General features: G+C 72.8%; 27 protein-coding genes. 15 read left to right on the plus strand and 12 right to left on the minus strand.

Features of this window, described 5'->3' with window-relative positions:
* Positions 1-92: 92 nt before the first annotated feature.
* Entirely contained in the window at positions 93-1052 is a 960-nt protein-coding gene (locus AB0B57_RS20885; protein WP_357072040.1) for a LysR family transcriptional regulator, read from the minus strand.
* Between the two features lie 51 nt (positions 1053-1103).
* On the opposite strand from AB0B57_RS20885, the gene AB0B57_RS20890 reads away from it, so the two are divergent.
* Together AB0B57_RS20890 and AB0B57_RS20895 are read left to right on the plus strand one after the other, a co-directional pair.
* On the plus strand, positions 1104-2024 hold the full coding sequence (locus AB0B57_RS20890) for a serine hydrolase (RefSeq protein ID WP_357072043.1): 921 nt from the start codon (positions 1104-1106) through the stop codon (positions 2022-2024).
* Between the two features lie 153 nt (positions 2025-2177).
* Positions 2178-3155 carry an MBL fold metallo-hydrolase gene (locus tag AB0B57_RS20895; protein WP_357072046.1) on the plus strand — a complete coding sequence of 326 codons (978 nt, stop codon included), beginning with the start codon at positions 2178-2180 and terminating at the stop codon, positions 3153-3155.
* A 42-nt stretch (positions 3156-3197) separates the two neighbouring features.
* Here the strand turns inward: AB0B57_RS20895 and AB0B57_RS20900 are convergent, their stop codons facing one another.
* The 3 genes from AB0B57_RS20900 to AB0B57_RS20910 are packed head-to-tail and all read right to left on the minus strand — an operon-like array spanning position 3198 to position 5592.
* A complete protein-coding gene (locus AB0B57_RS20900; protein WP_357072049.1) occupies positions 3198-3737 on the minus strand; it encodes a DUF1697 domain-containing protein in 540 nt (179 codons plus the stop codon).
* A 29-nt stretch (positions 3738-3766) separates the two neighbouring features.
* Positions 3767-4435, minus strand: a complete 669-nt coding sequence (locus AB0B57_RS20905; RefSeq protein WP_357072052.1) for a response regulator transcription factor — start codon at positions 4433-4435, stop codon at positions 3767-3769.
* Positions 4432-5592, minus strand: a complete 1161-nt coding sequence (locus tag AB0B57_RS20910) for a sensor histidine kinase (RefSeq protein ID WP_357072054.1) — start codon at positions 5590-5592, stop codon at positions 4432-4434. The genes AB0B57_RS20905 and AB0B57_RS20910 overlap by 4 nt, the downstream gene beginning before the upstream one ends.
* A 169-nt stretch (positions 5593-5761) precedes the next feature.
* Between AB0B57_RS20910 and AB0B57_RS20915 the strand changes: the two genes are divergently transcribed.
* Together AB0B57_RS20915 and AB0B57_RS20920 are read left to right on the plus strand one after the other, a co-directional pair.
* Positions 5762-6535: an ABC transporter ATP-binding protein gene (locus tag AB0B57_RS20915; protein WP_357072057.1), complete on the plus strand. Its 774-nt coding sequence runs from the start codon at positions 5762-5764 to the stop codon at positions 6533-6535.
* Entirely contained in the window at positions 6529-8958 is a 2430-nt protein-coding gene (locus AB0B57_RS20920; protein WP_357072060.1) for an ABC transporter permease, read from the plus strand. Before AB0B57_RS20915 ends, AB0B57_RS20920 begins: the two co-directional genes overlap by 7 nt.
* An 11-nt stretch (positions 8959-8969) precedes the next feature.
* Here the strand turns inward: AB0B57_RS20920 and AB0B57_RS20925 are convergent, their stop codons facing one another.
* The 4 genes from AB0B57_RS20925 to AB0B57_RS20940 are packed head-to-tail and all read right to left on the minus strand — an operon-like array spanning position 8970 to position 12008.
* The gene (locus tag AB0B57_RS20925) at positions 8970-9533 is read right to left on the minus strand and encodes a heme-binding protein (RefSeq protein ID WP_357072063.1); all 564 of its coding nucleotides are present in this window, start codon (positions 9531-9533) and stop codon (positions 8970-8972) included.
* A gap of 32 nt (positions 9534-9565) precedes the next feature.
* Positions 9566-10315, minus strand: coding sequence for a hypothetical protein (locus tag AB0B57_RS20930; protein ID WP_357072066.1), 750 nt, complete (start codon positions 10313-10315; stop codon positions 9566-9568).
* Positions 10316-10317: 2 nt separating this feature from the next.
* Positions 10318-11115, minus strand: coding sequence for an ABC transporter permease (locus AB0B57_RS20935; protein WP_357072069.1), 798 nt, complete (start codon positions 11113-11115; stop codon positions 10318-10320).
* Positions 11112-12008: an ATP-binding cassette domain-containing protein gene (locus AB0B57_RS20940; protein WP_357072072.1), complete on the minus strand. Its 897-nt coding sequence runs from the start codon at positions 12006-12008 to the stop codon at positions 11112-11114. The genes AB0B57_RS20935 and AB0B57_RS20940 overlap by 4 nt, the downstream gene beginning before the upstream one ends.
* Before the next feature lie 132 nt (positions 12009-12140).
* Between AB0B57_RS20940 and AB0B57_RS20945 the strand changes: the two genes are divergently transcribed.
* The 3 genes from AB0B57_RS20945 (at position 12141) to AB0B57_RS20955 (ending at position 14630) form a co-directional block, all read left to right on the plus strand.
* A complete protein-coding gene (locus AB0B57_RS20945; protein ID WP_357072075.1) occupies positions 12141-13394 on the plus strand; it encodes a histidine kinase in 1254 nt (417 codons plus the stop codon).
* On the plus strand, positions 13373-14110 hold the full coding sequence (locus tag AB0B57_RS20950) for a response regulator transcription factor (RefSeq protein ID WP_357072220.1): 738 nt from the start codon (positions 13373-13375) through the stop codon (positions 14108-14110). Before AB0B57_RS20945 ends, AB0B57_RS20950 begins: the two co-directional genes overlap by 22 nt.
* A 166-nt stretch (positions 14111-14276) precedes the next feature.
* Entirely contained in the window at positions 14277-14630 is a 354-nt protein-coding gene (locus AB0B57_RS20955; RefSeq protein WP_357072078.1) for a hypothetical protein, read from the plus strand.
* Positions 14631-14716: 86 nt separating this feature from the next.
* On the opposite strand, the gene AB0B57_RS20960 is transcribed toward AB0B57_RS20955, so the two are convergent.
* A complete protein-coding gene (locus AB0B57_RS20960; protein ID WP_357072081.1) occupies positions 14717-15496 on the minus strand; it encodes a D-Ala-D-Ala carboxypeptidase family metallohydrolase in 780 nt (259 codons plus the stop codon).
* Positions 15497-15810: 314 nt separating this feature from the next.
* On the opposite strand from AB0B57_RS20960, the gene AB0B57_RS20965 reads away from it, so the two are divergent.
* Together AB0B57_RS20965 and AB0B57_RS20970 are read left to right on the plus strand one after the other, a co-directional pair.
* Positions 15811-16449 (plus strand): hypothetical protein, encoded by a 639-nt coding sequence (locus AB0B57_RS20965; protein WP_357072223.1) that lies wholly within the window; start codon positions 15811-15813, stop codon positions 16447-16449.
* Between the two features lie 42 nt (positions 16450-16491).
* Positions 16492-16956: a PPOX class F420-dependent oxidoreductase gene (locus AB0B57_RS20970; protein WP_357072084.1), complete on the plus strand. Its 465-nt coding sequence runs from the start codon at positions 16492-16494 to the stop codon at positions 16954-16956.
* A gap of 22 nt (positions 16957-16978) precedes the next feature.
* On the opposite strand, the gene AB0B57_RS20975 is transcribed toward AB0B57_RS20970, so the two are convergent.
* The gene (locus AB0B57_RS20975; RefSeq protein WP_357072087.1) at positions 16979-18211 is read right to left on the minus strand and encodes a serine hydrolase domain-containing protein; all 1233 of its coding nucleotides are present in this window, start codon (positions 18209-18211) and stop codon (positions 16979-16981) included.
* 97 nt (positions 18212-18308) lie between these two features.
* Here AB0B57_RS20975 and AB0B57_RS20980 point away from each other — a divergent pair, with 97 nt between their 5' ends.
* The 3 genes from AB0B57_RS20980 (at position 18309) to AB0B57_RS20990 (ending at position 20430) form a co-directional block, all read left to right on the plus strand.
* A complete protein-coding gene (locus AB0B57_RS20980) occupies positions 18309-18902 on the plus strand; it encodes a pentapeptide repeat-containing protein (RefSeq protein WP_357072090.1) in 594 nt (197 codons plus the stop codon).
* Positions 18903-19101: 199 nt separating this feature from the next.
* Entirely contained in the window at positions 19102-19998 is an 897-nt protein-coding gene (locus AB0B57_RS20985; RefSeq protein ID WP_357072093.1) for a hypothetical protein, read from the plus strand.
* A 102-nt stretch (positions 19999-20100) separates the two neighbouring features.
* Entirely contained in the window at positions 20101-20430 is a 330-nt protein-coding gene (locus tag AB0B57_RS20990) for a hypothetical protein (protein ID WP_357072096.1), read from the plus strand.
* Between the two features lie 45 nt (positions 20431-20475).
* Here AB0B57_RS20990 and dacB read toward each other — a convergent pair whose 3' ends face one another.
* Both dacB and AB0B57_RS21000 read right to left on the minus strand, forming a co-directional pair.
* A complete protein-coding gene (dacB, locus tag AB0B57_RS20995; RefSeq protein WP_357072099.1) occupies positions 20476-22062 on the minus strand; it encodes a D-alanyl-D-alanine carboxypeptidase/D-alanyl-D-alanine-endopeptidase in 1587 nt (528 codons plus the stop codon).
* Between the two features lie 65 nt (positions 22063-22127).
* Complete coding sequence (locus AB0B57_RS21000) at positions 22128-22844, minus strand: aquaporin (protein ID WP_357072102.1); 717 nt, start codon at positions 22842-22844, stop codon at positions 22128-22130.
* A 328-nt stretch (positions 22845-23172) separates the two neighbouring features.
* Here AB0B57_RS21000 and AB0B57_RS21005 point away from each other — a divergent pair, with 328 nt between their 5' ends.
* The 3 genes from AB0B57_RS21005 to AB0B57_RS21015 all read left to right on the plus strand — a co-directional run bounded on the left by AB0B57_RS21005 (position 23173) and on the right by AB0B57_RS21015 (position 26015).
* A complete protein-coding gene (locus AB0B57_RS21005) occupies positions 23173-23454 on the plus strand; it encodes an adhesin (RefSeq protein WP_357072105.1) in 282 nt (93 codons plus the stop codon).
* 320 nt (positions 23455-23774) lie between these two features.
* Positions 23775-24167, plus strand: coding sequence for a cupin domain-containing protein (locus AB0B57_RS21010; RefSeq protein WP_357072109.1), 393 nt, complete (start codon positions 23775-23777; stop codon positions 24165-24167).
* Between the two features lie 48 nt (positions 24168-24215).
* A complete protein-coding gene (locus AB0B57_RS21015; RefSeq protein ID WP_357072112.1) occupies positions 24216-26015 on the plus strand; it encodes a glycoside hydrolase family 15 protein in 1800 nt (599 codons plus the stop codon).
* Position 26016: the final 1 nt, after the last annotated feature.

Genomic DNA, 26016 nt, shown 5'->3' on the forward strand with positions numbered 1-26016 from the left:
TTCGCGTCTTCGTGTTCGATCTTCCATCCTTACCCGCCGGGACGTGCCGTTCACCGCCCGACCCCGGGTGACGAGCGCAACGACCGGGACCTTCACCCGGTCGTGTCGAAGAGCACCGGCCAGGGCCGGGCCGCCGGCACCGACGCCGGCACGGGCGCGACGGGCTCGGCATCGGCCAGCACCTCGGCGGCGAGCTGCCCGAACATCGACGCCGCCGGGTGTGCCGACCGGTCCGGCCAGGCCGCCGAGGTGCGTCTGACCAGCGAGGTGTCGGAGATCGGCCGCCAGGCGATCCGGGGTTCGCGACGTGCCACCGCCGCCGGTTCCACGGCCACCGCACCGCCGGCGAGCACGAGCCCGAAGAGGAACTCCGGGTTGCGGGCCGGCCGCACCCGGGCCGGCCGCCAACCGTGCTGGCGGCACACCGTCAGCAGGTGGTCGTGCCACCCGGGCGCGGTCGCCCGGGGCACGGCCACCAGATCCAGACCGGCCAGCGACGCCAGCGCCACGTCCCGGCCGCGGGCCAGCGGCGAGGCGCGCGGCAGCAACACCCCGAGGGGTACGTCGACAGGTGCGCCGAAACGCAGCCCGTCCGCCGCCACCGGGTGGTGCACCAGCCCCACGTCCAGGGTCCGCTCGGTGAGCATCCGGGTCTGCTCGGCGGTGGTCAGCTCGTGCAGTTCCACGTCCAGGCCGGCCGCCCGGGTGGTGAGCCCGTCCAGCAGCGCGCGCAGCGTCACCGCGGGCGTCTCCGGCGGCACACCGGCCCGGAGTACGCCCAGCTCACCGGCCCGGATCTGCCCCATCAGGCTGCGCAGCCGGCCCGCACCGGCGAGCAGTTCCTCCGCCTCGCCGAGGAGCAGCTCGCCGGCGGTGGTGAGGCGTACCTGGCGGCGGGACCTGTCGAACAACTCGACGGTCAGCTCCCGTTCCAGGCGCTGGATCGACTGGCTCAGGGGCGGCTGGGCCATCCCGAGCAGCTCCGCGGCCCGGCCGAAGTGCAACTCGTGTGCGACCACCACGAAGTGCCGCAGGTGTCGGAGCAGATCCACGGCCGGACCCTACGCCAGCGCCGGCCGGGTGCCGCTGGATACCGTGCCGGCGTGGACGTCAACGAGCGCATCGAGGCCATCTTCACCGCCGTCGGGGTGACGGCCAGCCTGCACGCCGTCGACCTGGACGCCGTCGACCTGACCGTCGGCGTCGGCGTCGGCGTTGGCGACGGTCCGGAGGTCGGGGTGCGGGCCGACGAGCAGGTGGTGATCGCCTCGATCTTCAAGATCCTGCTGGTGTTGGAGTTCGCCAGGCAGGTCGAGGCCGGTCAACTCGACCCGACCGAGCGGGTCCTGGTCACCGCCGCCGACCGGCTCGGCGGGTGGGGCCTGGCCGGTTGCACCGACGACGTCGAGGTGTCGCTGCGCGACCTCGCGTACTTCGCCATGTCGGTCACCGACAACACGGCCGCCGACCTGCTGCTGCGCCGGGTCGGCCCGGATCTGCTGCCGATGCTCGCCGCCGAGCTGGGGCTGACCCGTACCCGGATCCTCGGCGGCCCCCGGGACCTGGTCGAGATGATGCTCACCGACGTGGGCGCGCGTACCGAGGCGGAGTTCGCCCGGATCTTCCCCACGTTGCCGGCGGACCGGGTCCGGGCCATGCGGGTCTTCGACCCCGCGCGCACCACCTCCAGCACCGCCCGGGAGATCACCCGGCTACTCACGCTGATCTGGCGGGACGAGGCCGGGCCGGCGGCGTCGTGCGCGATGGTCCGCACCTGGATGGCCCGGCAGATCTTCTGGACCCGGCTGGCCGCCGGCTTCCCGCCCGGCGTCCGGGTCTCCGGCAAGACCGGCACCCTGCCCGGCCTGCACCTGGAGGCCGGGGTCGCCGAATACCCCGACGGCGGCCGGTACGCGATCGCCGTCTTCGCCCGCGCCGACCGGTTGGCCCCGCGCCGCATCGACGTGGACCTGGCGATGGGAGAGGCCGCCCGCACGGCCGTCGAGGCGCTGCGCGGCGACTGATTTCGTGACCTCTCGCGCGTTCGTGCACCGCCGCTGGGCTGCTCCGATATCCGCTGCCGTATCGGAGCCGACGGCCCTTCGTCTTGGACCGGGGCACGGTGGCGCTGGTTGGCTCGGGTCGACCGATCGCCCGACCACGGGGAGTAACTCCGCATGCCCAGTCTCGACCGCCGTCGCTTCCTGCGCGACGCCGCCGCCACCACCGCACTGGTCTCCGCCGGTGGCCTTGCCGCCGGCTCCGCCACCCCGGCCCAGGCCGCGCCGCCCGCCGCCGCACCCACGCCGACCGCCCGCCGTCGGGGCGCGGTCAGCTTCCGCTGGTGGGGTACGGCCGGCTGGCGCGTCGACATCGCCGACCGGACCGTTCTCGTCGACCCGTTCCTCAGCCGGATCGACACCGGGCTGTTCACCGGCGCGTTCCAGCCGGCCACCCCGTTGACCGTGCGCACCGACGTGATCGATCCGCGCGTCGACAAGGCCACGACGGTGCTCGTCACGCACACGCACTGGGACCACTTCATGGACGTGCCCTACATCGCCACGCGCACCGGCGCGCGGGTGTTCGGCACGCTCACCGCGTACCACCTGGGGTTGGCCTACGGGGTGCCGTCGACGCAGCTCAGCGCGGTCAAGGGTGGGGAGGTGCTGGACTTCGGCGACCACAGTGTCGAGGTGGTCGGCTCCCTGCACAGCCGCAACCCGTCGTACTCGGTGGCCTTTCCCGGGGTGCGGGTGACCCAGCCGCCGCAGCCGGCGACCATCGCGGACCTGCCGGAGGGCGACACGCTGGGCTACTTGCTGCGGGTCGACGGCGGCCCGACGGTCTACTTCACCGGGGCCAGCGACGTCGCCGAACGCAACCTCACCGGGCTGGCGCCCGACGTGGCGATGGTGGCCATGCAGAGCGCCACCACCACCGGCGACTATCTGCCTCGGCTGCTGGCCGGCCTCGACTACCCGAAGGTCATCGTGCCGGTGCACTACGACAACTTCGAGACCGAGTTGCGGAACCCGCCGGTCGTCGCGCCGACCGACCGCACCCGGTTGAACGACATGATCGCCGCGGTGCGCCGGATCTCGCCGCGCAGCCGGGTGCTGGTGCCCGAGTACGAGACCGCGTACCACTTCTGACCGGCGTCGGTGGGGGTCGCGGGGCCGCGACTCCCACCCGGGTCAGGCGGGGGCCAGCTCCGCCAGGGCCCGCACCGACTTCCAGTTGCGGGTGGTGGCCACCACGCCGAGCTTCTTCTCCAGGTACGCGTTCGTGAACTTCGACCGCCCGTAACCGCCGTCGACGAAGTGCAGGAAGACCTCCCGGCCGGTCACCGTGAACGACACGTTCTCGCCGCCGGGCACGGCCAGCGCGTCAACTGTGGACTTCTTCGGCTCGGTGGCGAGGAAGGCCACCAGCAACCTGGTCGGGTCGTCCTCCCGATCGGCGTACGGGTTTCCGCCGGCCACCGCCGCCAACTCCCGGCCACTGCGCACCAGCACCGGCACGGTCAACGCCAGCTCGTCGGTGAGCGCCCGCTCGATCCCGGCGGCCAGCTTCTCCGCGTCGCGCACGGTGCTGCCGAAGGCCACGTTGCCGCTCTGCAGGTACGTCCTGACGTCCTCGTGCCCGAGGTCGGTGACGATCCGGCGCAGGTCGGCCATCGCCAGTCGGGTGGTGCCGACGTTGACCCCGCGCAGCAGGGCGACGTAGCGGGTCATGGCTCCTCCAGGGTTCGTGACCGACCGGCTCAGCGTAGGCTGCTCGGCCCCACCAGGCCCGTCTCGTAGGCGACGATGACCAGTTGCGCCCGGTCCCGTACCGCCAGCTTGGTCAGCAGCCGCCCGACGTGCGTCTTGACGGTGGCCTGGCTGAGGTTGAGGTGCGCGGCCAGTTCCGTGTTGGACAGGCCACGGGCGATCAGCGTGAGCACCTCCCGTTCCCGCTCGGTCACCCCGTCCAGTTGGCGCGGCAACGGCCGGGCCGGCTCCGCCCGCCGGGCGAACTCGTCGATCAGCCGGCGGGTCACCGTCGGCGCGAGCAGCCCCTCCCCGGCGGCGACCACCCGGATCCCGGTCAGCAGGTCCGCCGGTGGGGTGTCCTTCAGCAGGAAGCCGCTGGCTCCGGCGCGCAGCGCACCGTAGACGTACTCGTCCAGGTCGAACGTGGTCAGGATGATGACCCGGGTGTCGGCCGTCGCCGGGCCGGCGCAGATCCGTCGGGTCGCCTCGATGCCGTCCATCTCCGGCATCCGTACGTCCATCAGCACCACGTCCGGCCGGTGCTCCTCGGCCAGCGCGACGGCCTCCACACCGGTGCCCGCCTCGCCAACAGTGGTGCAGTCCCCGGCGAGGTCGACCAGCAGCCGGAAGCTGCCGCGCAGCAGTGCCTGGTCGTCGGCGATCAGCACCCGGATCACGCGGCCACCCGGTAGGGCAGGCTGGCCGTCACCGCGAAGCCCCCGTCGGAGCGGGGCCCGGCGCAGAACTCCCCACCGTGCAGCGCCACCCGCTCCCGCATGCCGATCAGGCCGTGACCCTCCCCGCCGACCAGGACCGGCCGCCGGCCGTCGTCGGTCACCTCCACCCGCACCTCGGCGGGCGTGACAGTCACCATCGCGTGGCAGGCGGCCGGCGCGGCGTGCTTCACCACGTTCGTCACCGCCTCCTGCACGATCCGGTAGACGGCGAGGCCCACCGACTCGGGCACCGCGCCGACGGCTTCCTCCCGTCGGACGTCGAGCCGCACGTCGACGCCGCCGATCGCCGCCTGCCGGGCCAGCGCGGGCAGCTCGTCCAGGCCGGGCGTCGGCGCGTACGGGGTGGTGCCCGCACGTAGGACGCCGAGCACCCGGCGGACGTCGGTCAGCGCGTTGCGGCTGGTCTCCTCGATCACCCGCAGGGCGGCCCCCGCCTCCCGGGGATCGGCCTCGGCGACGTGGTTCGCGACGGCCGCCTTCACCACGATGAGGCTCAGCGTGTGCGCGACCACGTCGTGCAGCTCCCGTGCCACCCGCAGTCGTTCCTCCGTGGCGGCCTGGCGGACCAGGTGATCGCTCTGCCGGGCGGCGAGGGCGCGACGCTCCCGCAGCAGCCAGCCGATCAACCAGGCTGGCGCGATCATGACTGTCGCGTAGACCACCGCCCCGGTACGCGACCACAGGTCACCGGCGGTCAGCACCAGACCGACGCTGACCAGGGCGAGACAACCGGCCGCGCTGAGCACCGACCGGCGAGTGGCCGTCGACGTGGCCACCGTGTAGAAGGACAGGCCGATGGCGAACGCCGGCGCGGCGGCGGCGAAGTTGGGAACCACCCCGGTGACCAGCGCCCCGGTGGTGCCGGCGCTGATCACGAACGCGACGGTGATCGGCCACCGCCGCCGGACGGCCAACGGCAGCCCGAGGGCCATCCCGACGAGCACGGACACCCAGAGCGGCTCGCGTACGCCACCGTGCAGTGGCGACTCCAGCGCCGCGTACGGGCAGAGGAACCCACCGACCGCCAGGGCGAGCACGGCGTCCACGAGGTAGAGGTCCATCGGCCGCAGCCGCCGGGTCAGCAGGAGAGCTGTCACGCCCGAGACGGTATCGGTCGGCCGGACCGACCGCGTCCACCCGTGGGCGGTCATCCCGCGGGACGACGTACCGGCGGTTCCGGGCCCGTGCCTCCACCCGGGGGCGGGTCGGAAAGTGTCAGCTGCGGCACGACGCGCGACACCTGCCGCAACCGGCACTGTGGCGGTCATGACCACAGACACGGTGACCCTGACGGGGCTGCGCGCGGTGTACGGCACCGGAACCCGGCGGGTGACGGCGCTCGACGGCGTGAGTACCAGCTTCGCGAGCGGCACGTTCACGGCGGTGATGGGCCCCTCGGGCTCGGGGAAGTCCACCCTGCTGCATTGCGCGGCGGGGCTGGACAGCCCGACCGAGGGGATCGTCACGATCGACGGCACGCGCCTGAACGATCTCGGTGACAACGAGCTGACCCGGTTGCGGCGCGATCGGATCGGCTTCGTGTTCCAGGCGTTCAACCTGGTGACCACGCTGACCGCCGCGCAGAACGTCGAGTTGCCGTTGCGCCTGGCCGGCCGCCGCCCGCCGGCTGAGGACGTGACCGCCGCGCTGGACGCGGTGGGCCTGGCCGACCGGGCCGGGCACCGGCCGAGTGAGTTGTCCGGGGGCGAGCAGCAGCGCGTCGCCGTGGCCCGCGCGTTGATCACCCGCCCGGCGGTGGTCTTCGCCGACGAGCCGACCGGGGCACTGGACAGCGCCGCGTCGCGGCAGGTGCTCCGGCTGCTGCGCAGGCTCGTCGACGACCACGGGCAGACCGTGGTGATGGTGACCCACGACCCCACCGCCGCCGCGTACGCCGATCGGGTCCTCCTCCTCGCCGACGGCCGCGTCGTCGACGAACTGACCGGCGGGATCACCGCCGCTGCCGTCGCCGCGCGGATCGCCGAGCGGGAGACGCGCCCGTCCTCCCCGGTGACGACGCCCGCGGAGTCGTCGTGCTGAGCATCCGGCGCTCGACCAGCGCGTTCGTGGCAGTCGCCATCGGGGTCATGCTCGTCTCGGTCGCCACCCTGCTGCTCGCCTCCGGCCGGCCGCAAGTGCCGGACCGGCTGGCGCGGGCGGCGGTGGTGGTGCAGAGCCCCGAGGCGGGCACGTCGGCCGACAACTTCGCGCCGACCCGGCCCTGGTCCGCCGCCACCGCCGCGGACCTCGTCGGCCGGCTGGGCGGTCTGCCCGGTGTGGCGGCGGCGGTGCCGGACCGGACCTTCTACGCCCAGCCGCTCGTCGACGGCCGTCCCTCAGCCGGCGACACCCGGCGGGAGGACGCCCACCAGGGGCACGGCTGGTCCAGCGCCCAGCTCGGCGGACTGCGCCTCACGGCCGGCGAGCCGCCCCGCACAGCCGGCGAGGTGGTCGTCGACAGTGCCCTCGGGCTGCCGACCGGCGGGCCGGTCACCCTGCTCACCGCGGCGGGTCCGGCGCCGTACACGGTCACCGGTCTGGTCGACGCGCCCGGCGTCCATGTCGCGGACGAGGTCGCCGCCGCGCTCGCCCCCGGCGTCCGGGCCATCGGGTTGGTGCTCGCACCGGGAGCCGATCCGGACCGGGTCGCCGCGGCGGCCGGTGGTGTCGTCGGCGCGGACGGACGGGTGCTGACCGGCGACGCGCGTGGCGCGCTGGAACCCCGCGACGACGCCCGCACCCGCTGGATCGGCATGCAGGTGCTCACCGCCACGGCAGCCCTCGCCGGCTTCGTCACGGTGTTCGTGGTCGCTTCCACCTTCGCGTTCACCGTCGCGCAGCGCCGCCGTGAGCTGGGCCTGCTGCGCGCCGTCGGCGCCACCGCACGCCAGGTCCGCCGCGCGGTGTACGCCGAGGCGCTCGTCGTGGGCGCCTCGGCCGGGCTGGTCGGCCTGCTGGTGGGCGCGGCACTGGCCCCGGTACTGGGCCGGCTACTCGTCGACGTCGGCTACGAACCGTCGACCTTCCGGGTCCGCTACGCAGCCTGGCCGCTCGCCCTCTCACTCGTCGCCGGGCCGGTGATCGCGCTGCTGGCCGTCTGGTCGGCGTCGCGCCGGGCGGCGCGGGTCCGCCCGATGGAGGCGTTGCGTGCAGCGGCGGTGGAGCAGCGGCCGATCGGGCGGCTGCGGATCGGCACCGGCGCGCTGCTCGTCGCGGCGGGGGCCGCGCTCAGCGTCGGCACGGCGACCGCCGACGAGGCCCGCGTCGCGGCACAGTACGCCCTGTACGCGGTGATGACCCTGGTGGCCGGTGCCACAGTGCTCTCCCCGGCGGTGGTCGGCCCGGTGGTGCGACTACTGCGCTCCCCGGTGCGGCGCTCCGGTGGCGCGATCGGGATGCTCGTTCGCGGCGGCGCGTTGACCGCGACCCGGCGGACCGCGTCCACCGCCGCCCCGGTGCTGCTCACCGTCGCCTTCGCGGTGCTGGTGTCCGGGATGGTGCGGACCACCACCGCCGCGTACGCGGCAGGCCGGGCGGACAACGTGAACGCCGGCTGGATCGTGGTGCCGGACCGGGCACCCGGTCTGTCGGACCAGGCGGTCGCCGCGACCGGCGGTACCGCCCTCCTGCCGACCACTGTCTTCCGCACCGACCCCGGCAGCGGGCCGGCCGACCGGCCACTGACCGCGCTCGGTGTGGACCCGGCCGGCTTCGCCGCCGCGAACCGGGCGCTGACCGTCGTCGCCGGCTCGCTCGACGACCTGCGCGGCGACGACACGGTGGTGCTGACCGCCTCGGCGAACCTGCGGCCGTCCGAGCCGTACGCGGTGGTCTTCGCCGACGGGGCACCTGTGACGTTGCGCGTCGTCGCCGTGGTCACCGACGACTCGCTCCCCGGTGATCTGCTGCTGCCCCGGGCGGTGGTGCGCACGCACGACCCCTCGGCGCTGACGTCCACGGTGTACGTCCGGGACCGGATCGATCCTCCGGCCGGCGCGCGGGTCGTCGACGTCGCCACCTGGGCGGCCGAGGCGGACGCCGCCGAGGACCGCCTCGTCTGGCTCTTCACGCTGCTGCTGATCGGTGTGTCGGCCGGCTACGGTGCCATCGCGGTGGCCAACACGGTGCTGCTGGCCGCCGCCGGCCGGGCCGCGGACCTGCGGCTGATCCGGTTGGCCGGGGCGACCCGGCGGCAGGCCATCTGGCTGGTCACCGCCGAGTCCGCCTTGGTGGTGCTGATCGGGGCACTGCTCGGTGGCGGCGTCGCCTTCGTCGGTCTGCTCAGCATCCGCGCCGGCCTCGCCGAGCAGGTCGGCGCGCCCGTCGACCTGGTGGTGCCGTGGTCGGTGATCGTCGGCGTACTGGGGCTGTGCCTGCTGCTCGCCGCGCTGGCGAGCATCCTGCCGACGTGGCGGCTGCTGCGGCACCGCCCCGGGCGGTCACCGGTCGGCCTGCTCGGATGACCGTGTTCCGTTCACTCGACGACCGGCAGCACGACCTCGTTGCGGCGCAGGAACCACGGCGTCCACGGCAGGTCGTAGCGCGCGTACCGGATCGCGCCTGTCGGTTGCAGCCCGGCCGCGGTGACCGAGCGGCCGAGCATGGTGGCCCGTTGACTGAATGCCTGCTCCGTCCACCGCCCGGAGAACCGCATCGCCGCCGCCAGGTGCGCCGGCACCTCGCGGATCCGCACCCTCGGGTCGACCGGTTCGGGCAGGGTGGCGGCGGTGTGGGCGGGCGGCATCACGAACTGGATCAGGTACGCCCCCGGCCGCTCGCCCTCCACCTGGACCACCGGAACGATCATCGCGATCTTCTCCGAGCCGCTGGCCGCGGGCAGCGCCGGCGCGGCCGTCCCGATCGGGTGCCGGGCCCGGTTGGCGCCACCGATGTACGCGGCCAGCGGCCGGAACGCCTCGATCGGCGCCCGGGTGAAGGACGCCTGGATCTGCATTTCGGCCACCAGGTGGGCCGGGTACCGACGCAGCTCGAAGCCGGGGTGTCGGGACACCACCCGGTACGGCTGCTGTTCGGTCATCGCGCGTCTCCCAGGGTCTGCTGGGACAGACGCTACCGCCCGTCCGCCTCCCGCTCGGCCGAAGTCGACGGCTCGGGCCCAGCGGTGACGGCCCGCGCGGTCAGCCGCCAGTACTGCCGCTTGCTCTCGTCGCGCAGCACCACCCCGAGTTGGCCCAGCTCGCGGCGCAGCTCCCGGGCGTCGTCGCGGCGGTCCCGCTCGATCGCCCGTTCGCGGGCGCGCAGCAGTGCGTCCGCGCCGGCGGGCAGACCGGGCAGGTCGGGCACCCACAGCCGGTACGCCGACCGGTGCGGGTCGCCGTCCGCCCAGCTCCAGCCGTGCGTGCGGAACGCCTCCGCCAGCTTGGCGGCCGGCAGGTCCGTCGACTCCCGGACCAGTTCCGCGCCGTCGCCGTCGAGCAGCACCAGGTGCTTGTCGGCGAGGAAGACCACCCGGGCGTCGGCCCGGGCGACGGCCCGGTCCTGGTCGGAGCGGCGCAGCCGGACCTGCGCCGCGTCGACGGTGACGATCAGCCGTTCGGCGGTGCCGATCCCGGCGACGACCAGGCCGGCCAGCACGCCCACCGCGACCGTGCCGGCGGTGGCCTGCGGCTCGGGCAGCCGGTCCAGCCACTCGACCAGGTCACCGAACGGCACCCAGGGCAACCGGGCGAGCCAGCCCGTTGTCGCCGCGAGGAGCCAGCCGAGGCCCGCGCCGACCAGCGGGAAGCCACCCCACATGACGACCAGCTCGGTCACGCCGCCGCTGACGACGGTGCGTGGTCGGTAGCCGGACACGTCCATGGTCAGGACACCTCGCGGCGCAGCGTCCGGAACAGACCAGCGGCCAGCGGGAGGACCATCCACAGCAGCAGGGACACCACGATCCGCCCCCACTGCCCGCCGGTGACGGCGTCGCTGCTGAACAACGGCTCCATGGTCTTGCTGGTGTCCAACCACTCGGACGGGCCACGCAGGGGCTTGACCATCTCGCCGAGCACCCCCCAGATGGTGGGCAGCAGGAAATAGCCGACGATCGCCAGCGGCGGGTTGAGCAGCAGCAGACCGAAGGCGGCACCCGTCAGCACGCCGGTGACCTGGAGGATCACCGCGTTCAGCAGCAGCGACCAGTCGAACTGCCAGGTGCCCGCGCCACCGGTGGCCGAGGCCACGAGCGTGCCGACGGCGGCGAAGACGAGGCTGGCCAGCACCGAGGCGAGTGCGGTCAGCATCACGGCGATGAGTTTAGCGACGACCACCCGTTCCCGGCGGGGCACCAGGGCGTACGTGGTGAGGGCCGTCCGCTGCGACCACTCGCTGGTGATCGACAGGATGCCGAGCACCGGCAGCAGCACCGACACCGGCAGCAGCGACGGGACGAAGAAGTTGGGGAAGGTCTGGTCGGCCTCCTTCGAGTAGATCAGTTGCAGGGTGACGATCACGGCGGTGACCAGGCCGATGGTGATCACCAGCCAACGCCCGGCCCGGGTGTCGACGAGCTTGCGCACCTCCACGGCGGAGAGCCGGAGCAGCGTCGGACGACGTACCGGAGTGTGCTGCCGGGGCGCGACGGCGCCGGCGGCGGGCGCGGTGGTGGTGGTCATCGGACGGCCTCCTTGGTGGATTCGCCGGCGGTCAGGGTGAGGAAGAGCTGTTCGAGGCCACCGCCGCTGGCGGGCCGCAGCTCGGCCAGCGCGACGCCGGCATCGGCGGCGGCCTGGCCGACCGCCTCGGCGTCGGCCTGCACGAGCAGCCCTTCGGAGCTGTCGGCGGGGCTGAGGCCGGCCCGCTCCAGTGCCCGGCGCAGCGCCGCGTCGTCGCGGGCCCGGACCACCGTGCCGCCGCCGGCCAGCAGCTCGTTCTTGTTGCCCTGGGCCACGATCCGGCCGCCCCCGATCACCACCAGCCGGTCCGCGACCGCCTCCACCTCACGCAGCAGGTGGGAGGAGAGCAGCACCGTGCCGCCCCGGTCGGCGAAGTCGCGCAGCAAGCCGCGCATCCAGAAGATCCCCTCCGGGTCCAGGCCGTTCGCCGGCTCGTCGAGGATCAGCACCCGAGGGTCGCCGAGCAGCGCCTGCGCCAGGCCGAGCCGCTGGCGCATGCCCAACGAGTACGCCCGTACCCGACGCTTCGCCGCCACCGCGTTCAACCCGACCAGGTCGAGCTTCGCGGCGACCTCGCGCCGGCTCAAACCCATGGTGTACGCGGACAGCGTCAACGCCTCGCGGCCGGTCCGCCCGGCGTGCTGGGCGGAGGCGTCCAGCAGCACCCCGACCTCCCGTCCCGGGTTGGGCAGCTCCCGGTACGGGTGACCGGAGACGGTGGCGCGGCCAGCGGTCGGGGCGGTGAGCCCGCAGATCATCCGCATGGTGGTGGACTTGCCGGCGCCGTTGGGGCCGAGGAAGCCGGTGACGGTGCCCGGCTCGCACTGGAACGACACGTCGTCCACGGCCGGGTGTGGCCCGTATCGCTTGGTGAGGTTCTCTACCGTGATCATGCCGATGAGCCTGCCCGCGCCGCCCGGCCATCCGCTGCGGCCACCGGTCGGTGCCCCGTCGACCTTGGTCGAGGTTCGGGTCTCGACTTTGGTAGCTGGTCGTGGTGCCCGTCGGCTGCCTAGCATGGGGCCGTGACCAGCCTCGCCGTCCCGGAGCACCCCTGGCTGCTGCCGGGGGAGCTGGTGGTGCCGGCCGACCAGGGGCGTAGGCGTCCGCGCCGCACCACCCGCGACTGGATCGTGGACAGCCTCGCGTTCCTGGCTGGCCTGCTCTGGGTGCTGTTCGTCACCGCAGACGCCCTGTCGCCGGATCCGGCGATGGCGATCCCGCTGCCGCACCACTGGATGACCGGCGTGGACGCGCTGCTCGGTCTGGTCTGCTGCGGTCTGCTCTGGGTGCGCCGACGGTGGCCGCTCGGGCTGGTCGTGGCCACGACACCGCTGACCATGTTCGCGTTGGCCGCCGCCATTCCGCTGCTGATCTTCTACTTCACCCTGGTGGTGCACCGACGGACGGCCGTCGCGATCGCGGTCACCGGCGCCGGCCTCGTCACCAACCTGGTCTTCAGTTGGGTGCGTCCGGACCCGAACATGTCGTACTGGGAGACCGCGTCCTGGGGTGTGGTGCTCAGTTTCGCGGTGCTGGCCTGGGGGATGTTCGTCCGGGCCCGTCGGCAGTTGATCGTGTCGCTGCGCGAGCGGGCCGAGCGGGCCGAGGCCGAGCAACAACTCCGGGTCGCCCAGGCCCGCCACCTCGAACGCACCCGCATCGCCCGGGAGATGCACGACGTGCTGGCCCACCGGATCTCGCTGCTCAGCCTGCACGCCGGGGCGTTGGAGTTCCGCCCGGACGCGCCGCCGGACGAGGTGGCCCGCGCCGCCGGGGTGATCCGGGGCAGCGCACACGCCGCCCTCCAGGACCTGCGGGAGGTGATCGGGGTGCTCCGCGCCGAGGGTGACCACGACGTCGACGCCCCGGAGCCGCCCCAGCCGACCCTCGCCGACCTGCCGGCCCTGATCGCCGAATCGCGCTCGGCCGGCGTCAACGTCAACGTCAGCGACATCGTCGACCGGTCCGGGGAGGTGCCGGCGGCGCTGGGCCGGGCCGCGTACCGGATCGTGCAGGAGGGGCTGACCAACGCCCGCAAGCACGCGGCCGGCGCGGCCGTCACCGTGGACGTGGCCGGTGGGCCGGGCGCTGGTCTGACCGTGGCGATCGGCAACCGGTGGCCGGTCGGCGCACCGCCCGGGGGGACGCTGCCGGGCGCCGGCACCGGCCTGGTGGGCATCAGCGAGCGCGTCACGCTTGCCGGCGGCCGGCTGGCCTACGGCCGGGACGACGCGGGCGACTTCCGGTTGGCCGCCTGGCTGCCGTGGCCGGCGTGACCGGGCCCTCGGGCGTGATCGGGCCGTCGGGGCCGGAGTCGGCCGTGCCGTCGGTGCGCGTGTTGATCGTGGACGACGACGCCCTGGTCCGGGCCGGCCTCTCGATGATCCTCGGCGGCCTGCCGGACCTGACCGTGGTCGGTGAGGCGGCCGACGGCGGCGAGGTGCCCGCCGCGATCGCCGCGTACGCCCCGGACGTGGTGCTGATGGACATCCGGATGCCACGGGTGGACGGGTTGACCGCCACCGAGGCGCTGCGCGCCCAGCCGCACCCGCCGGAGGTGCTGGTGCTCACCACCTTCGACGCCGACGAGCAGGTGCTGCGGGCGCTGCGCGCCGGGGCGGCCGGTTTCCTGCTCAAGGACACCCCGCCGGCGGAGATCGTGCACGCCGTACGACGGGTGGCGGCCGGCGAGGCCACGCTCTCCCCGACGGTGACCCGGACGCTGATCGCCCACGTGACCGCCGCCACTGGCGGGCCAGCCGGTCCCGACCCGCGCCGGGAGCGGGCACTGCGGCTGCTCGGCGGGCTCAGTGAGCGGGAGCGGCAGGTGGCGGTCGCGCTGGGGCGGGGTCAGACCAACGCGGAGATCGCGGGGGAGTTGTTCATGAGTGTGGCGACAGTGAAGGCGTACGTCTCCCGGCTGCTGACCCGACTGGACCTGAACAACCGGGTCCAGGTGGCCCTGCTCGTGCACGACGCCGGCCTGGTCTGAGCCCCGTCGTACCGGAATTGAACTTTCGTCCGGCGCCGGCCGTACCCATGGCCGAGGATGTCGGTGCGGTGAGTCCGCCGTACCGCTGCCGAGCTGCGGGAGGCCTGCCGTGCGAGTTGGTGAGCAGTCGACGGATCCCATCGATCAGGTACTGGGAGAGGTGCCAATGCCGGCACCGCTGACCCCGGAGGACGTTCGGCTCGCGGTCCGGGCGGTGGTTGTGCACACCGCCGAGGAGTGGCCCACCGGGCCGCTGTGCCGCAACGACGGTGCCTCCTACCCGTGCCGCCTGCACCGCTGGGGGCGACGGGTGTTGGAGACACACGGGCTCAACGAGCGGCAGATCGAGGCGGTGATCCGGCACGGCAACCCGTTCGTGCACGTGCCCTTCCCCTTCACGGCGACCGGGCCGTCGCGGCAGCAGGCCGCGCGGGTCGTCTCGCCGGGGGCGCGGTCCACCGCTGCTGGCCGGCCGGTGACGCCCCCCGTCACCGCGCCGCGCTGGCCCCGGGCGAGCTGAGCACCCGCCCGACCTGGGGCGACACGACGCCGGCCCGACGCGAAGATTCCCTCCGCGTCGGGCCGACGTCGCGCTGGGCGGAGGGCTCAGTTACCGACGCCGCAGTCCGGCGCGGACCAACTCGTTGTGTTCGAGCTCTGGTCGCTGTTGTTCTCCCGGCGCGAGTCGAGGTGCACGTGGTCGTCGTGGTCGGGGTAGCCCGGCCCGTAGATCCCGCTGAAGCCGTTGTTGCGGGCGCCGCGGGCGATCTGGCACAGCGAGGACGAGCGCGCGGTGACGTCGGCCGCGTTGCCGTACAGGTGCTGGCTGTCGGACGCGCCACCGACCTGGTTGTTGCAGGCGCGGCTGCGGAAGCCGCTGGACACGTCGAGGGGTTTGTCGCCGAGGCTCTTGCGGAGCGCCTCCAGCTTCCACATGGTGCGCAGCGCGTTCTGCCGGGTCTGGGCAGTCGACAGCGGGCCACCGCCGTATCCGGACCCGCCGCACCCGTTGTCCAGTTCGCCGTGGCTGAAGTGCGCGGGCGTGCAGTCGTTGTCCTGTAGTTGGTACAGCTTGGCGTAGGTCTGCGGGCCGGCGACACCGTCGGCACGCAGCCCGTACGCCTGCTGGAACCGCTTGACCGCGGCGGCGGTCTTCGGCCCGTACTGGCCGTCGTTCTCCACGATGTCCCGGTAGCCGGCCCAGCCGGCGACCCGGATCTGCAACTGGCGGACGTCGTCGCCCGAGCGTCCCTGGTACAGGTTGCGGGTCCAGGTGTAACAGCCGTCCGCGTGTGCCGCTGGTGCGGCGACCACCGCGGCGATTGCTGCCCCGGGCAGCGCCAGGGCGAATGCGACGGCGACCCGCTTCAAGGTGTTTACGCGCACAGAAGTCCTCCCGATAGGAGAGCGAATGGGGTGGCTCCAGGACATCGACCGAGAAGTCCCGCGATTTCCACCCTGACACTGATCGGTGCGGTTGGAGGTAATTAACGAGAATCGTCCTCACAAACTGTCGTCCCTGGGTGTTGGCTGGGAATTAGGCTGATTTGCCAAACAGTCATCGACCACCGATCGGGGCCGCGCCGGTCAACCACGACCAAGCACACCGAACGTCGCAATCAGTCGGACCGAGGGTGATGTTCCCTTGTCACAGGTGGGCGGTAACGTCAGGCCGGGACGGCGGGATGGCGGAGGTGCACGTGGCACGCGGTGGCGTCTTCTGTGTCGAGGGTCAGTGGCACCGTGACCTCAACGAGCGCGGCTCCGTGTTGCCCACCCTCGAGCTGCTGGAGCGACTGGGCAAGATCCGCTTCATCCACAAGGACGCGGCCACCCGTGACGAGTTGTTCTACTTCCTGGACCGCTGGCTGCTCAAGCAGTATGCCGACCACCGGGTCGGCTTCTTCGCCATGCACGGAGAGCCGAGCCGACTCTGCCTCACCGACTGGCAGTCCGTGGAGTTGAACGAGGTGGCCGACCTGATGGCCGGCCGTGCGGAGGGGCGGCGACTCTATTTCGGCAGCTGCTCGGTGCTGCGGGCCTCGGACGCGGTGTTGCGCGAGTTCCTGGAGGTCACCGGAGCCGCGCTGATCTGCGGTTTCAGCCGAGAAGTCGACTGGGTCGAGTCGGCGGCCTTCGAGACCGTCCTGCTCGACGTGCTCGCCAACGGCCAGCGGCACAACGCCGCGGAGCTGCGGATGGGCTCCGCCCACTGGGCGCCGCTCGCCGCGTACCTCGGCTTTCGGGTGATCTATGCCAACGGGCGGGCCTGGCGCCCGTCCAGCCGCCCCCGGGTGCCCACCCAGGCGGTGCACCGCTCCGCGGCCCGACCGCGCTGACCCGCCGCCGCCGCGTCGCCGCCACCCTGGTAGGAACGGGGAATGGCGCGCAGCATCGCACGGAACACCCGGGTCGACCGGGACAGCCTGCTCGACTTCCTCCGACCGCGACACCGCGTCGTGCTGATGACCACCCGGGCCGACGGTCGTCCGCAGTCGTCCCCGGTCTCCGCGGGGATCGACGGGCAGGGCCGGCTGGTGGTCTCCACCTATCCCGAGCGGGCCAAGGTGACGAACATCCGCCGCGACCCCCGGGTGTCGGCGTGCGTGCTCAGCGACGACTGGAACGGCCCCTGGGTGCAGATCGACGGCACCGCCGAGGTGCTCGACCTGCCCGAGGCGCTGGAGCCGCTGGTGGACTACTTCCGCAGCATCTCCGGCGAGCACCCGGACTGGGACGACTACCGGGCGGCGATGGTGCGTCAGGGCAAGTCACTGATCCGGGTCACCATTGACGCGTGGGGTCCGATCGCCACCGGTGGCTTCCCGGCCCGCCTCGCCGACTGAGGGCGGCCCTCGGCGGTGCTGGTCAGTCGACCAGGGCCGAGTAGACGAGCTGGCGCAGCTGGGAGCGCAGCGGATAGCTACTCGACGGCATCAGCTGGGCGAACAGCAGCGCGGTGACCTCCTCGGCCGGGTCCACCCAGAAGGCGGTGCTGGCCACCCCACCCCAGTAGAACTCGCCGACGCTGCTCGGCACCCGACTGGGGATCGGGTCGTCGACCACCGCGAACCCGAGGCCGAAGCCGATCCCGTCCAGGGTCGTCTCGGCGAAGCCGCCGGTGGACAGGGTGCCCAGATCCTGGCCGCCCGGCAGGTGGTTGCGGGTCATGAACCGCACCGTGCGCGGCCCGAGCAGCCGCACCCCGTCCAGTTCGCCACCGCGCAGCAGCAGTTGGGTGAAGCGGTGGTAGTCGGCGGCGCTGGAGATGAGACCGCCTCCGCCGGAGAACAGGGTCGGCTTGCGGTACGCGCGTGCGCCGAGGCTGTCGTACCGGACGGCCTGGCCGGTGCGCGGGTCTGGTACGTAGAGCGCCGCCAGCCGGTCGGCCTCGTCGCCGTCCACCCACCAGCGGGTGTCGGTCATGCCCAGCGGGCCGAAGATCCGGTCGGCGAAGAACGCGTCGAGGCCCTGCCCGGAGAGCACCTCGACGAGCCGGCCGAGCACGTCGGTGGCGACGGAGTAGCCCCAGGCGGAGCCGGGTTGGAACAGCAGCGGCAACTCGCCGAAGGCCGCACACGCACCGGCGAGGTCGACATCCTCCGGCGGGTGCAGGTCGTAGCCGGCGGCCCGGTAGAGCCCGTCGACCACCGAGGTCTGCAGGAAGCCGTACGTCAACCCGGCGGTGTGGGTGAGCAGGTGCCAGACCCGGATCGGCTCGACCGCCGGCACGGTGTACGGCTTGAGCGTCGACCCCTTGGAGTAGACCCGCAGGTCGGCGAACTCCGGCAGCCAGCGGCTGATCTCGTCGGTCAGCTCGAACCGGCCCTCCTCCCACAGCATCATCGCCGCGACCGAGGTGACCGGCTTGGTCATCGAGTAGATCCGCCACAGCGTGTCGGCCTCGACCGGTGTGCCCGACTCCCGGTCGGCCAGCCCGTACGTCGAGGAGTGCGCCACCTCGCCACGACGGGTGACCACCACCTGCCAGCCGGCCAGCCGGCCGTCGTCGACGTACCGGCCGAAGTGCTCGTCGATCCGCGCCAACCGCGCCGGGTCGAAACCGATCTGATCCGGGTCCGTGCTTCGCGCGACACTCACGCCGCCGAACCTACTAGCCGGTACGCCGACACCGGAAGGGGGCCGCCACCAGCGACGCCGACCGTCGGCTGTCGGTGGTGGCCACTAGCCTGGCCGGATGCCGGAGCTGACCGAGGATGTGACCTTCCGCAACGAGGACTGGTACGGCGAGGAGCTGGTCGACAGGCACTTCGCGGGTTGCGAGTTCTTCGACGTGGACCTGACGGAGGCGGTGAGCCGGGGTGTGGTCTTCACCGGGTGCACGTTCGGCAACGTGCTGTTCAACGCCTCCCGGCACGTCGACTCCGCCTTCACCCGTTGCGTCTTCCAGCGGTGCAACTTCTTCGAGGCCGAGTTCTCCGGCTGCAAGCTGGTCGGCAGCACCTTCGTCGAGTGCGACCTGCGGCCGATGGCGGTAGACGGCGGTGACTGGTCGTTCGTCGCGCTGCCCGGTGCCGACCTGCGGGGTGTCCGGCTGACCGGGGTGCGGATGCGCGAGGCGGACCTGACCAGGGCCAATCTCACCGGTGCCACGGTCACCGGGGTCGATCTGTCCGGCGCGCAGCTGCTCAACGTCCGGCTCGGCGGTGCCGACCTGCGCGGCAGCGACCTCACCGCGCTCGACCCGACGCTCGTCGAGCGGGCCGGTGCCATCGTCGACGCCGAGCAGGCCATCGTCATCGCGCAGCTGCTCGGCTTCCGGATCGGCTGACCCCAGAAGGCCTTCGGGCCTCACCGGTCCCGGTGCGGGCGGGCCCGGTTCGACCGACGACGTTCGGTCGCGGGCTGGACACGTCCGGCGGTCCGGATCTAGCGTGTCGTCCACACCGGTATAAACGTGAAACGGCTTACAGTGGACGGTCCGGTCCGCGGCGGTCGATGGCGGCCGGGTGGTGGAGGTGGAGGGGTCGGTGGCGGACGAGGACCGCACGCGGGCACAGACCCGCACCGCGCTGCGCCGGGTGGCCCGTGCCCGACAGCGGCGGCGCTGGGCGGTGGAGGGGGCTGCCGTACTCGTCTGCCTGGTGGTGTTGGTCTCGTACCTCGCCAGCCGGTCCGACCCGGAGCCCGGCGACGACCAGGCGGGCGACGCGCCCGCCGGTGCCGCCCGTTCCGTGGCGCGTCCGGGCACCGACGGGCGCACCGGCGAAGCGGGGCCGGCGATGCCGGGCCTGCGTCCGCGCCAGCGCCCACCCTCGCCCGACCCCACACCCTCGACCAGCGCTCCCGCCGCACCGCCCGCGTCGCCCGCGTCGCCGGGGTCCCCGGTGCTGTCGGTGACCCAGGCAGAGATGTCCGCCGAAGTCGACCTCACCGCCGTGGGCACCCGGGACTGGGTGCACTGGGGTGAGCGTGGCGGCAACTCGACGGTCCGCAAGCGCTCCGGCTCCGGGGAGATCGTCGACGCGGGTGGCGCCGGCACCCGGGTCGGCTGGGACGGCAACCAGGAGTACGTCCGCTGGTCCGACGGCTCGTCGCAACGGTCGACGAGCGGTACTGCCAACGGCGTCTACACCTGCGGTGCCGGCAACGGGTTCACCCTCGCCGTCACCGGCAGCGGCGAGCCGCGCACGGTCCAGGTCTACGGCGGCATCTGGATGGCACGGGGTCGCCTGGAAGCGCGCCTGTCCACCGGCGGGCCGGCCCGCACCGCCGTGCTCGAGGATCCGTACACCAGTCAGAGCGCGCAGTTCACCATCCGGTTCTCGCTGCCGAAGAGCGCCCGACTGCTGCTGACCTGGACCGTTGAGAAGGTCTTCACCCCGCACTGCGGCAACGTCGGCCTCCAGGCGGTGGCGGTTCGCTGACCGACCGGTCGCACAGCGGGACAGTTTGTCCGTCGCGTACCGTCGAGGAGGTCGTAACTTTCTGCTGTCCCCATCCGACTATCCAGTGTGGAGGCAGCGGAGATGAGCAGCAGGACCGCCCACCGCGTCCGTCGCGCCGTTACGTCCGGTGCCGATGAAACGTCCGGGGAGGTGCTCCGCGACATTCCCCTGCCGCCGTACGTGACCGGCGAGGACACCCAGTTCGCGGTGCGGGCGGTGGTGGTGCACGCCCCCCAACGGTGGTCCGGGGGAGTGGTCTGCCGCAACGACGCCAGCCCGCACCCGTGCCGCCTGCACCGCTGGGGCACCCGGGTGCTCGCACTGCGCGGGCTGCGGGCGGCCGACATCGCCGCGCTGATCGAGCGCGGCGACCCGACGGCGGTGGTCCCCCCACCGGACCGGTCGGCCTGACCGCACGTCCGGCCGGGAGACGCCGGTGCGCCTCCCGGCCGCCGCTCAGCAGGTGATCGGCTTGACCCAGGAGCACTCGACGCCCTCCGGGGTCCGGGGGGTCTCCGGCACTTCCGGCGGTGCCACCCGTGCCGTCGTGGTCGTGCCGCTCTCGCGGTATCCCGCCAGCGCCACGGCGATCTGGTCCTCCAGCGGCTTGACCGACGCCGTCAGGTAGTTGTTGAGCAGGATCGAGAACGCCAGCAGTCGACCGTCGGCGCTGGTGACGTAGCCGGAGAGCCCGGAGACGCCGGTCAGGCTGCCGGTCTTGGCGTGCACGTTGCCCGCCGCCGGGGTGCCGGCCATCCGGCTGCGCAGGGTGCCGCCGACGAGCCGCTCGGGTTGCCCGGCGATCGGCAGCGCCGAATACCAGGTGGTGAACCACGGTTCGGCGCGGACGGCGTTCAGCAGGTCAACGAACTCCGTCGCGGGGACCAGGTTGCGCCGGGACAGGCCCGAGCCGTCGCGCTGGCGCAGCTTTCCGGTGTCCATGCCGGCGTCGGCCACGTACTCGCTGATCGCGGTCACACCGGCCGTCCAGGTGCCTGACCCGGAGACGACCCGGCCGATCTCCTTGGTCAGCACCTCGGCGTGCCCGTTGTTGGAGAGCTTGAGGAACGGCGTCATCAGCTCGCCCAGGCTCATCGACTCGTGCTGCGCCACCGGGTCGGCCGTCTCCGGGGTGGGCTGGCCGAGCACGGTCCGACCGAGCACCCGGACGCCGTGCCTCTGCAGCGCCGCCCGGAACACGTCGGCCGCGTAGCCGGTGGGCTCCCAGACGGTCACCCAGTCGCTGGCGGGCTCGTCGCCGACGGCGATCTGCCCGGTCACCACGACGGTGTTGCCGCCGTGTTCGCGCTCGATCGTGATCGAGGTGCCGCCCTCGGCGACAGTCTTCGCACGGTTGTCGACGCGGACGTACGCGGTGGGCGGGGTGGTGCTGACCGTCGGTGCGGCGCCGGCCCGGGCAGCCGGCGCAACGTGCACGATCACAGTGCCCGCGTCGTAGTCGGTGTTCGGCGCTACGGTGAGCGCGGAGACCTGGGCGGCGTAGTAGTAGGGCTCGTCGTCCCAGGTCCAGTCGGGGCCGAGTCGGGTGCGGTCGTAGCGGGTGTCGTCGGCGACCAGGTTGCCGGTCACCACCCGTACGCCGTCGGCGGCGACCTGCGCGGCGAGGGTGTCGTAGTCCTCGGCGAGCATCGTCGGATCGCCGCCGCCGCGAAGGTAGAGGTTGCCGGAGAGCAGGCCCGCGCGGCGCGTGCCGGTGCCGCGGACGTCGGTGGTGAAGCGGTGCCCCGGGCCGAGCATCTCGAGGGCCGCCGTCGAGGTCAGCAGTTTGGTGTTGGAGGCCGGGATCAGCCGGCGGTCACCGTTGCGGTCGTACAGCGTCTGGCCGGTGCTGGTGTCGACCACGACCACCGACGTCTGCGCGCCGGCAAGCCGGGCGTCGGCGAGGATCGTGTCGATGGTGGCGCTCAGTCGGGTCGTCGCCGGGGTGGGCGACTCGGCCGTGGCACCGGGAGCTCCGGCGGTGGCCGCGGCGGCGACAAGCGTGAGCAGCGCGAGGGCCCGGGCAAAGTGACGGCGATGCATGCGCTGATGCTGTCATGAAGGTATCCGCCGGAGAAGGGCCTCGGATGCAGGTTCTTGCCAACCGGTTACGTGGGCCGGCCGACCGACTTGTCGTGACCACCCCAGTAGTGCCGCTGCGCCCCCATCACCATGGGTGCGACAAGCGCGGCGAGTGCCCCGCCGAGCAGCGGGAAAACGATGAACACCCAGAGCTGCCGCAGGGCCACGCCACCCTCGAAGACCGCCGGGCCGAACGCGCGGGCCGGGTTGACCGCCGCCCCGGTCAGCGTCACGCCCACCAGTTGGGTCGCGGCGAGAGCCAACCCGATGGCCAGACCGGCGGTGCCGGGATTCTCGCTACGACTTGTCACCACCAGCACGACGAGCACGAAGAGGAAGGTCAGGACGAGCTCCAGCACCGCCGCGCCGCCCCGGTTGATGTGCGCGCCGTAGCCGTTCGTGCCCAGCGCCGCCGTCTGGTCCGCGACGTCACCCCAGCGGGTCAGCGCCCACAGCACGAACGCGGCCACCGTCGCGCCGACGAACTGCGCGATCCAGTACGCCACCGCGCCGATCACCGAGATCTTTCCGGAGAGCAGCACACCCAGCGTCACCGCCGGGTTGACGTGGCTCCCGGACAGTGGGCCGATCGTGTAGACGAGAGCGACCATCACGAACCCGAAGGCGAGAGCGACCACCACCACGCCGCCCTGGACCCGGGCGGCGACGGCGCTACCGACGCCGAAGAAGACCAGCAGCAGGGTGCCGAGGAACTCTGCCGCGTACCGACGAAAGTCGCTCATGAATTGAGCGTAAGTGCAGGTCAGGTGGCTGTTGTCGGAATGGCTATCTGCGACCGACGCGAGCGGCGGTCCGGGGTTGGCTACCCCCGTTCGGCCGGATTACACAGGTGCGCCGGCCCCCGCTGTCGACTGACCTGGCTCTATTTGACGGATGCCTGGTCAGCGGGCACGGTGGGAGTGCAGGGGCCGTCAGCTGCCCCGATTCGATGCGACGGCGACGACCGTTCGCCCTTTCGCCTCACACGTGCGCTCGTACGCGAGCCGACCATCCGGTCCGGGCACCGCACCATGCCGACCGCGAGCCGAGAATCCACGAGGAGTTCCACACATGCTCACCATGACCGACAACGCCGTGCTCGTCATCCGTGACCTCGCCAACCAGCAGGACGTCGCCCAGGACGGCGGCGTACGCATCGCCGCCGACACCGAGGCCGGCTCGCTGAGCGTGGAGTTGGTGCCCGAGCCGGTGCAGGGCGACCGGGTGATCGACAATCAGGGCGCCCGGATATTCCTGGACGAGGACGCCGCCGAGTTGCTCGGCGACGCCTCGGTGGACGCCACCGTCGACGACGAGGGCGTCATCCAGTTCGGCTTCACCGAGCGGCAGTAGGCTCGTCCGCCCGTCGCGGCGGGGAGGGGGCCGGACACGAGCGCGCGGCGCCGCTTCGACCGTGGTCGGAACGTCGCCGCGCTCTGGCCGTCTCCCACCATCGCAGCCGTTCGGCGGTACGCCAGCGGGGACCTGGCTCGACCGGCCGTTCGTGCCGGTCCGGTGTCACGATCCCCGGTCCGCTGGGATCCAAACCCGCAGACCGTGGGGAATTCCGTCATTCGCGAGTCCCGACGTCCTGCGGCGCAGGACGCCGGCGTCTGCGGTGGCATCCGTCATTCCCGGCGTGGCCCGCTGCCGGACGGGGTATGAGCCTGGTCATGGAGCATTTCACGATCGCGACCGAAGCTGAGAAGAGCCCGGATTTCCGGCGGGTGCTGTGGACCGGTGAGCACACCCAGTTGGTCGTCATGACCATCCCGGAGGGTGGGGAGATCGGCGAAGAGGTGCACGAGGACGTCGACCAGATCCTCACCTTCGTCAGTGGCATCGGTGAGGCCCGGGTCGCCGGTTCGAAGCGGAAGGTCGTCTCCGGTGACCTGGTGGTCGTGCCGGCCGGGACCAAGCACAACTTCGTCAACACCGGCCCGAACCCGCTGGTGCTGTACACCGTCTACGGCCCGCCGGAGCACGCCGACAAGGCCGTACACCGGACCAAGGAGGAGGCCGACGCGGCGGAGGAGGCCGGCAAGGACGAGCCGCCGACCTCGTGACCGCTCGGGCAGCGGTCTGATCCGGGCCGATGCGGGTACCCCCGGCGGGTGGAGCAGCAGCCGGCGATCTCCGACTACGGATTCCTCTCGGACTCCCGATCGGGTGCGCTCGTCGGCAGGGACGGCTCGATCGACTGGTGGTGCCCGCACCGGTTCGACGGGGCCTCCGTGTTCGGGCGGCTGCTCGACCCGACCGCCGGGCACTTCCGGCTCGCCCCGGTCGGCGCCGGTGGCCCGGGGCACCGGGTGGAGCGCGCGTACCTGCCGGGCACGTTGGTGCTGCGCACGGTGCACCACACGCCGCACGGCAGCGTGGCCGTCACCGACGCGCTCGCCGCCGAGGTCGGCGCCCGCGCCCACGAGCTGGGGATGAACTCGCCCGCCGTGCTGATCCGGGTGGTCGAGGGGCTGTCCGGGCGGGTCCGGATGGGCCTGGATTTCGCACCCCGACCGGAGTACGGCCTGCTCACGCCGTACCTGCACGAGCAACCGGACGGTGGGGTGCTGGCCGGTGCCGGCCCGGTGGTGCTGGTGCTGCACGCGCCGGGCCTGCGCCTGCACGTGGGCCGGGACCGGGTGACGCACGAGTTCGAGGTGTCCGCCGGTCAGGTGGTCGGGATGGACGTGGCGTACGGTGCCGCCTACGGCGACCCGCCGGCCCGACTGGACCCGGTGGCCGCGCTCGCCGAGACGGGTCAGGCGTGGGACGCGTACCGGGACGTGCACACGTACTCCGGCCGGTATCCCGATCTCGTCCGGCAGAGCGCGACGGTCCTGACCGGCCTCACGTACGCCCGCAGCGGCGCGGTCGCCGCCGCGCTGACCACGTCGCTGCCGGAGCGGATCGGCGGCGACCGCAACTACGACTACCGCTACTCCTGGCTGCGGGACTTCTCGTTGACCATGCGGGCGCTGTGGGTGGCGGCCTGCCCCGACGAGGCGTCCCGGCTGTTCGCCTGGGCGTCGCGCTCGATCGGCCGGATCGGCGACCAACCGGTGCCGGTGCTCTTCGGGTTGGAGGGCGAGCGTGACCTCTCCGAGCACCACTGCCACCAGCTGCGCGGATACCGCGACAGCAGGCCGGTCCGGATCGGCAACGACGCCTGGCGGCAGCGGCAGCTCGACGTGCCGGGTGAGGTGATGTCGGCGGTGTGGCGGTTGCGCGACTATCTCGGCGCGCCGTTCGAGGGCGAGCTGCGCGAGATGGTGCTCGGGTTGACCGAGCAGGTGGCGGCGACGTGGCACCTGCCGGACCGGGGCATGTGGGAGACCCGGGGCGAGGAGCGTCACTACCTGTCGTCCAAGGTGATCTGCTGGTTGACGCTGGACCGGGCGGTGGGTCTCGCCGACCGGCTCGGGGAGAGGGCCGACCCGCGCCGCTGGGCCGGGGTGCGCGACGAGATCCGCGAGGCCGTGCTGCGCGAGGGCTGGAACGAGCGGATCGGGGCGTTCACCGGTTCCTTTGGTTCGGCGGAGCTGGACGCCTCGGCGCTGACCCTGCCCGTGGCGCACTTCCTGCCCGCGACCGACCCGCGGATGCGGTCGACGATGGCGGTGGTCGAACGGGAGCTGGGCACGGACGGCGGGCTGGTCCGACGGTGGTCGACCGACCCGGGCGGGTTTCTGCTGTGCTCGTTCTGGTTGGTGGAGTGCCTGGTCATGGCGGGCGAGACACCGCGGGCCGAGGCGCTGTTCGAGCGGGTGGTGGGGTACGCCAACGACGTGGGGCTGTTCAGCGAGCAGGTCGACCTGACCACCGGCGAGCAGCTCGGCAACACCCCGCAGGCGCTCTCCCACGTCGGGCTGATCAACGCGGCCTGGCGGTTGACCAAGCCGGACAGCTACTGAG

Source organism: Micromonospora sp. NPDC049101, from assembly GCF_040648675.1.
Classification (GTDB): Bacteria; Actinomycetota; Actinomycetes; order Mycobacteriales; family Micromonosporaceae; genus Micromonospora.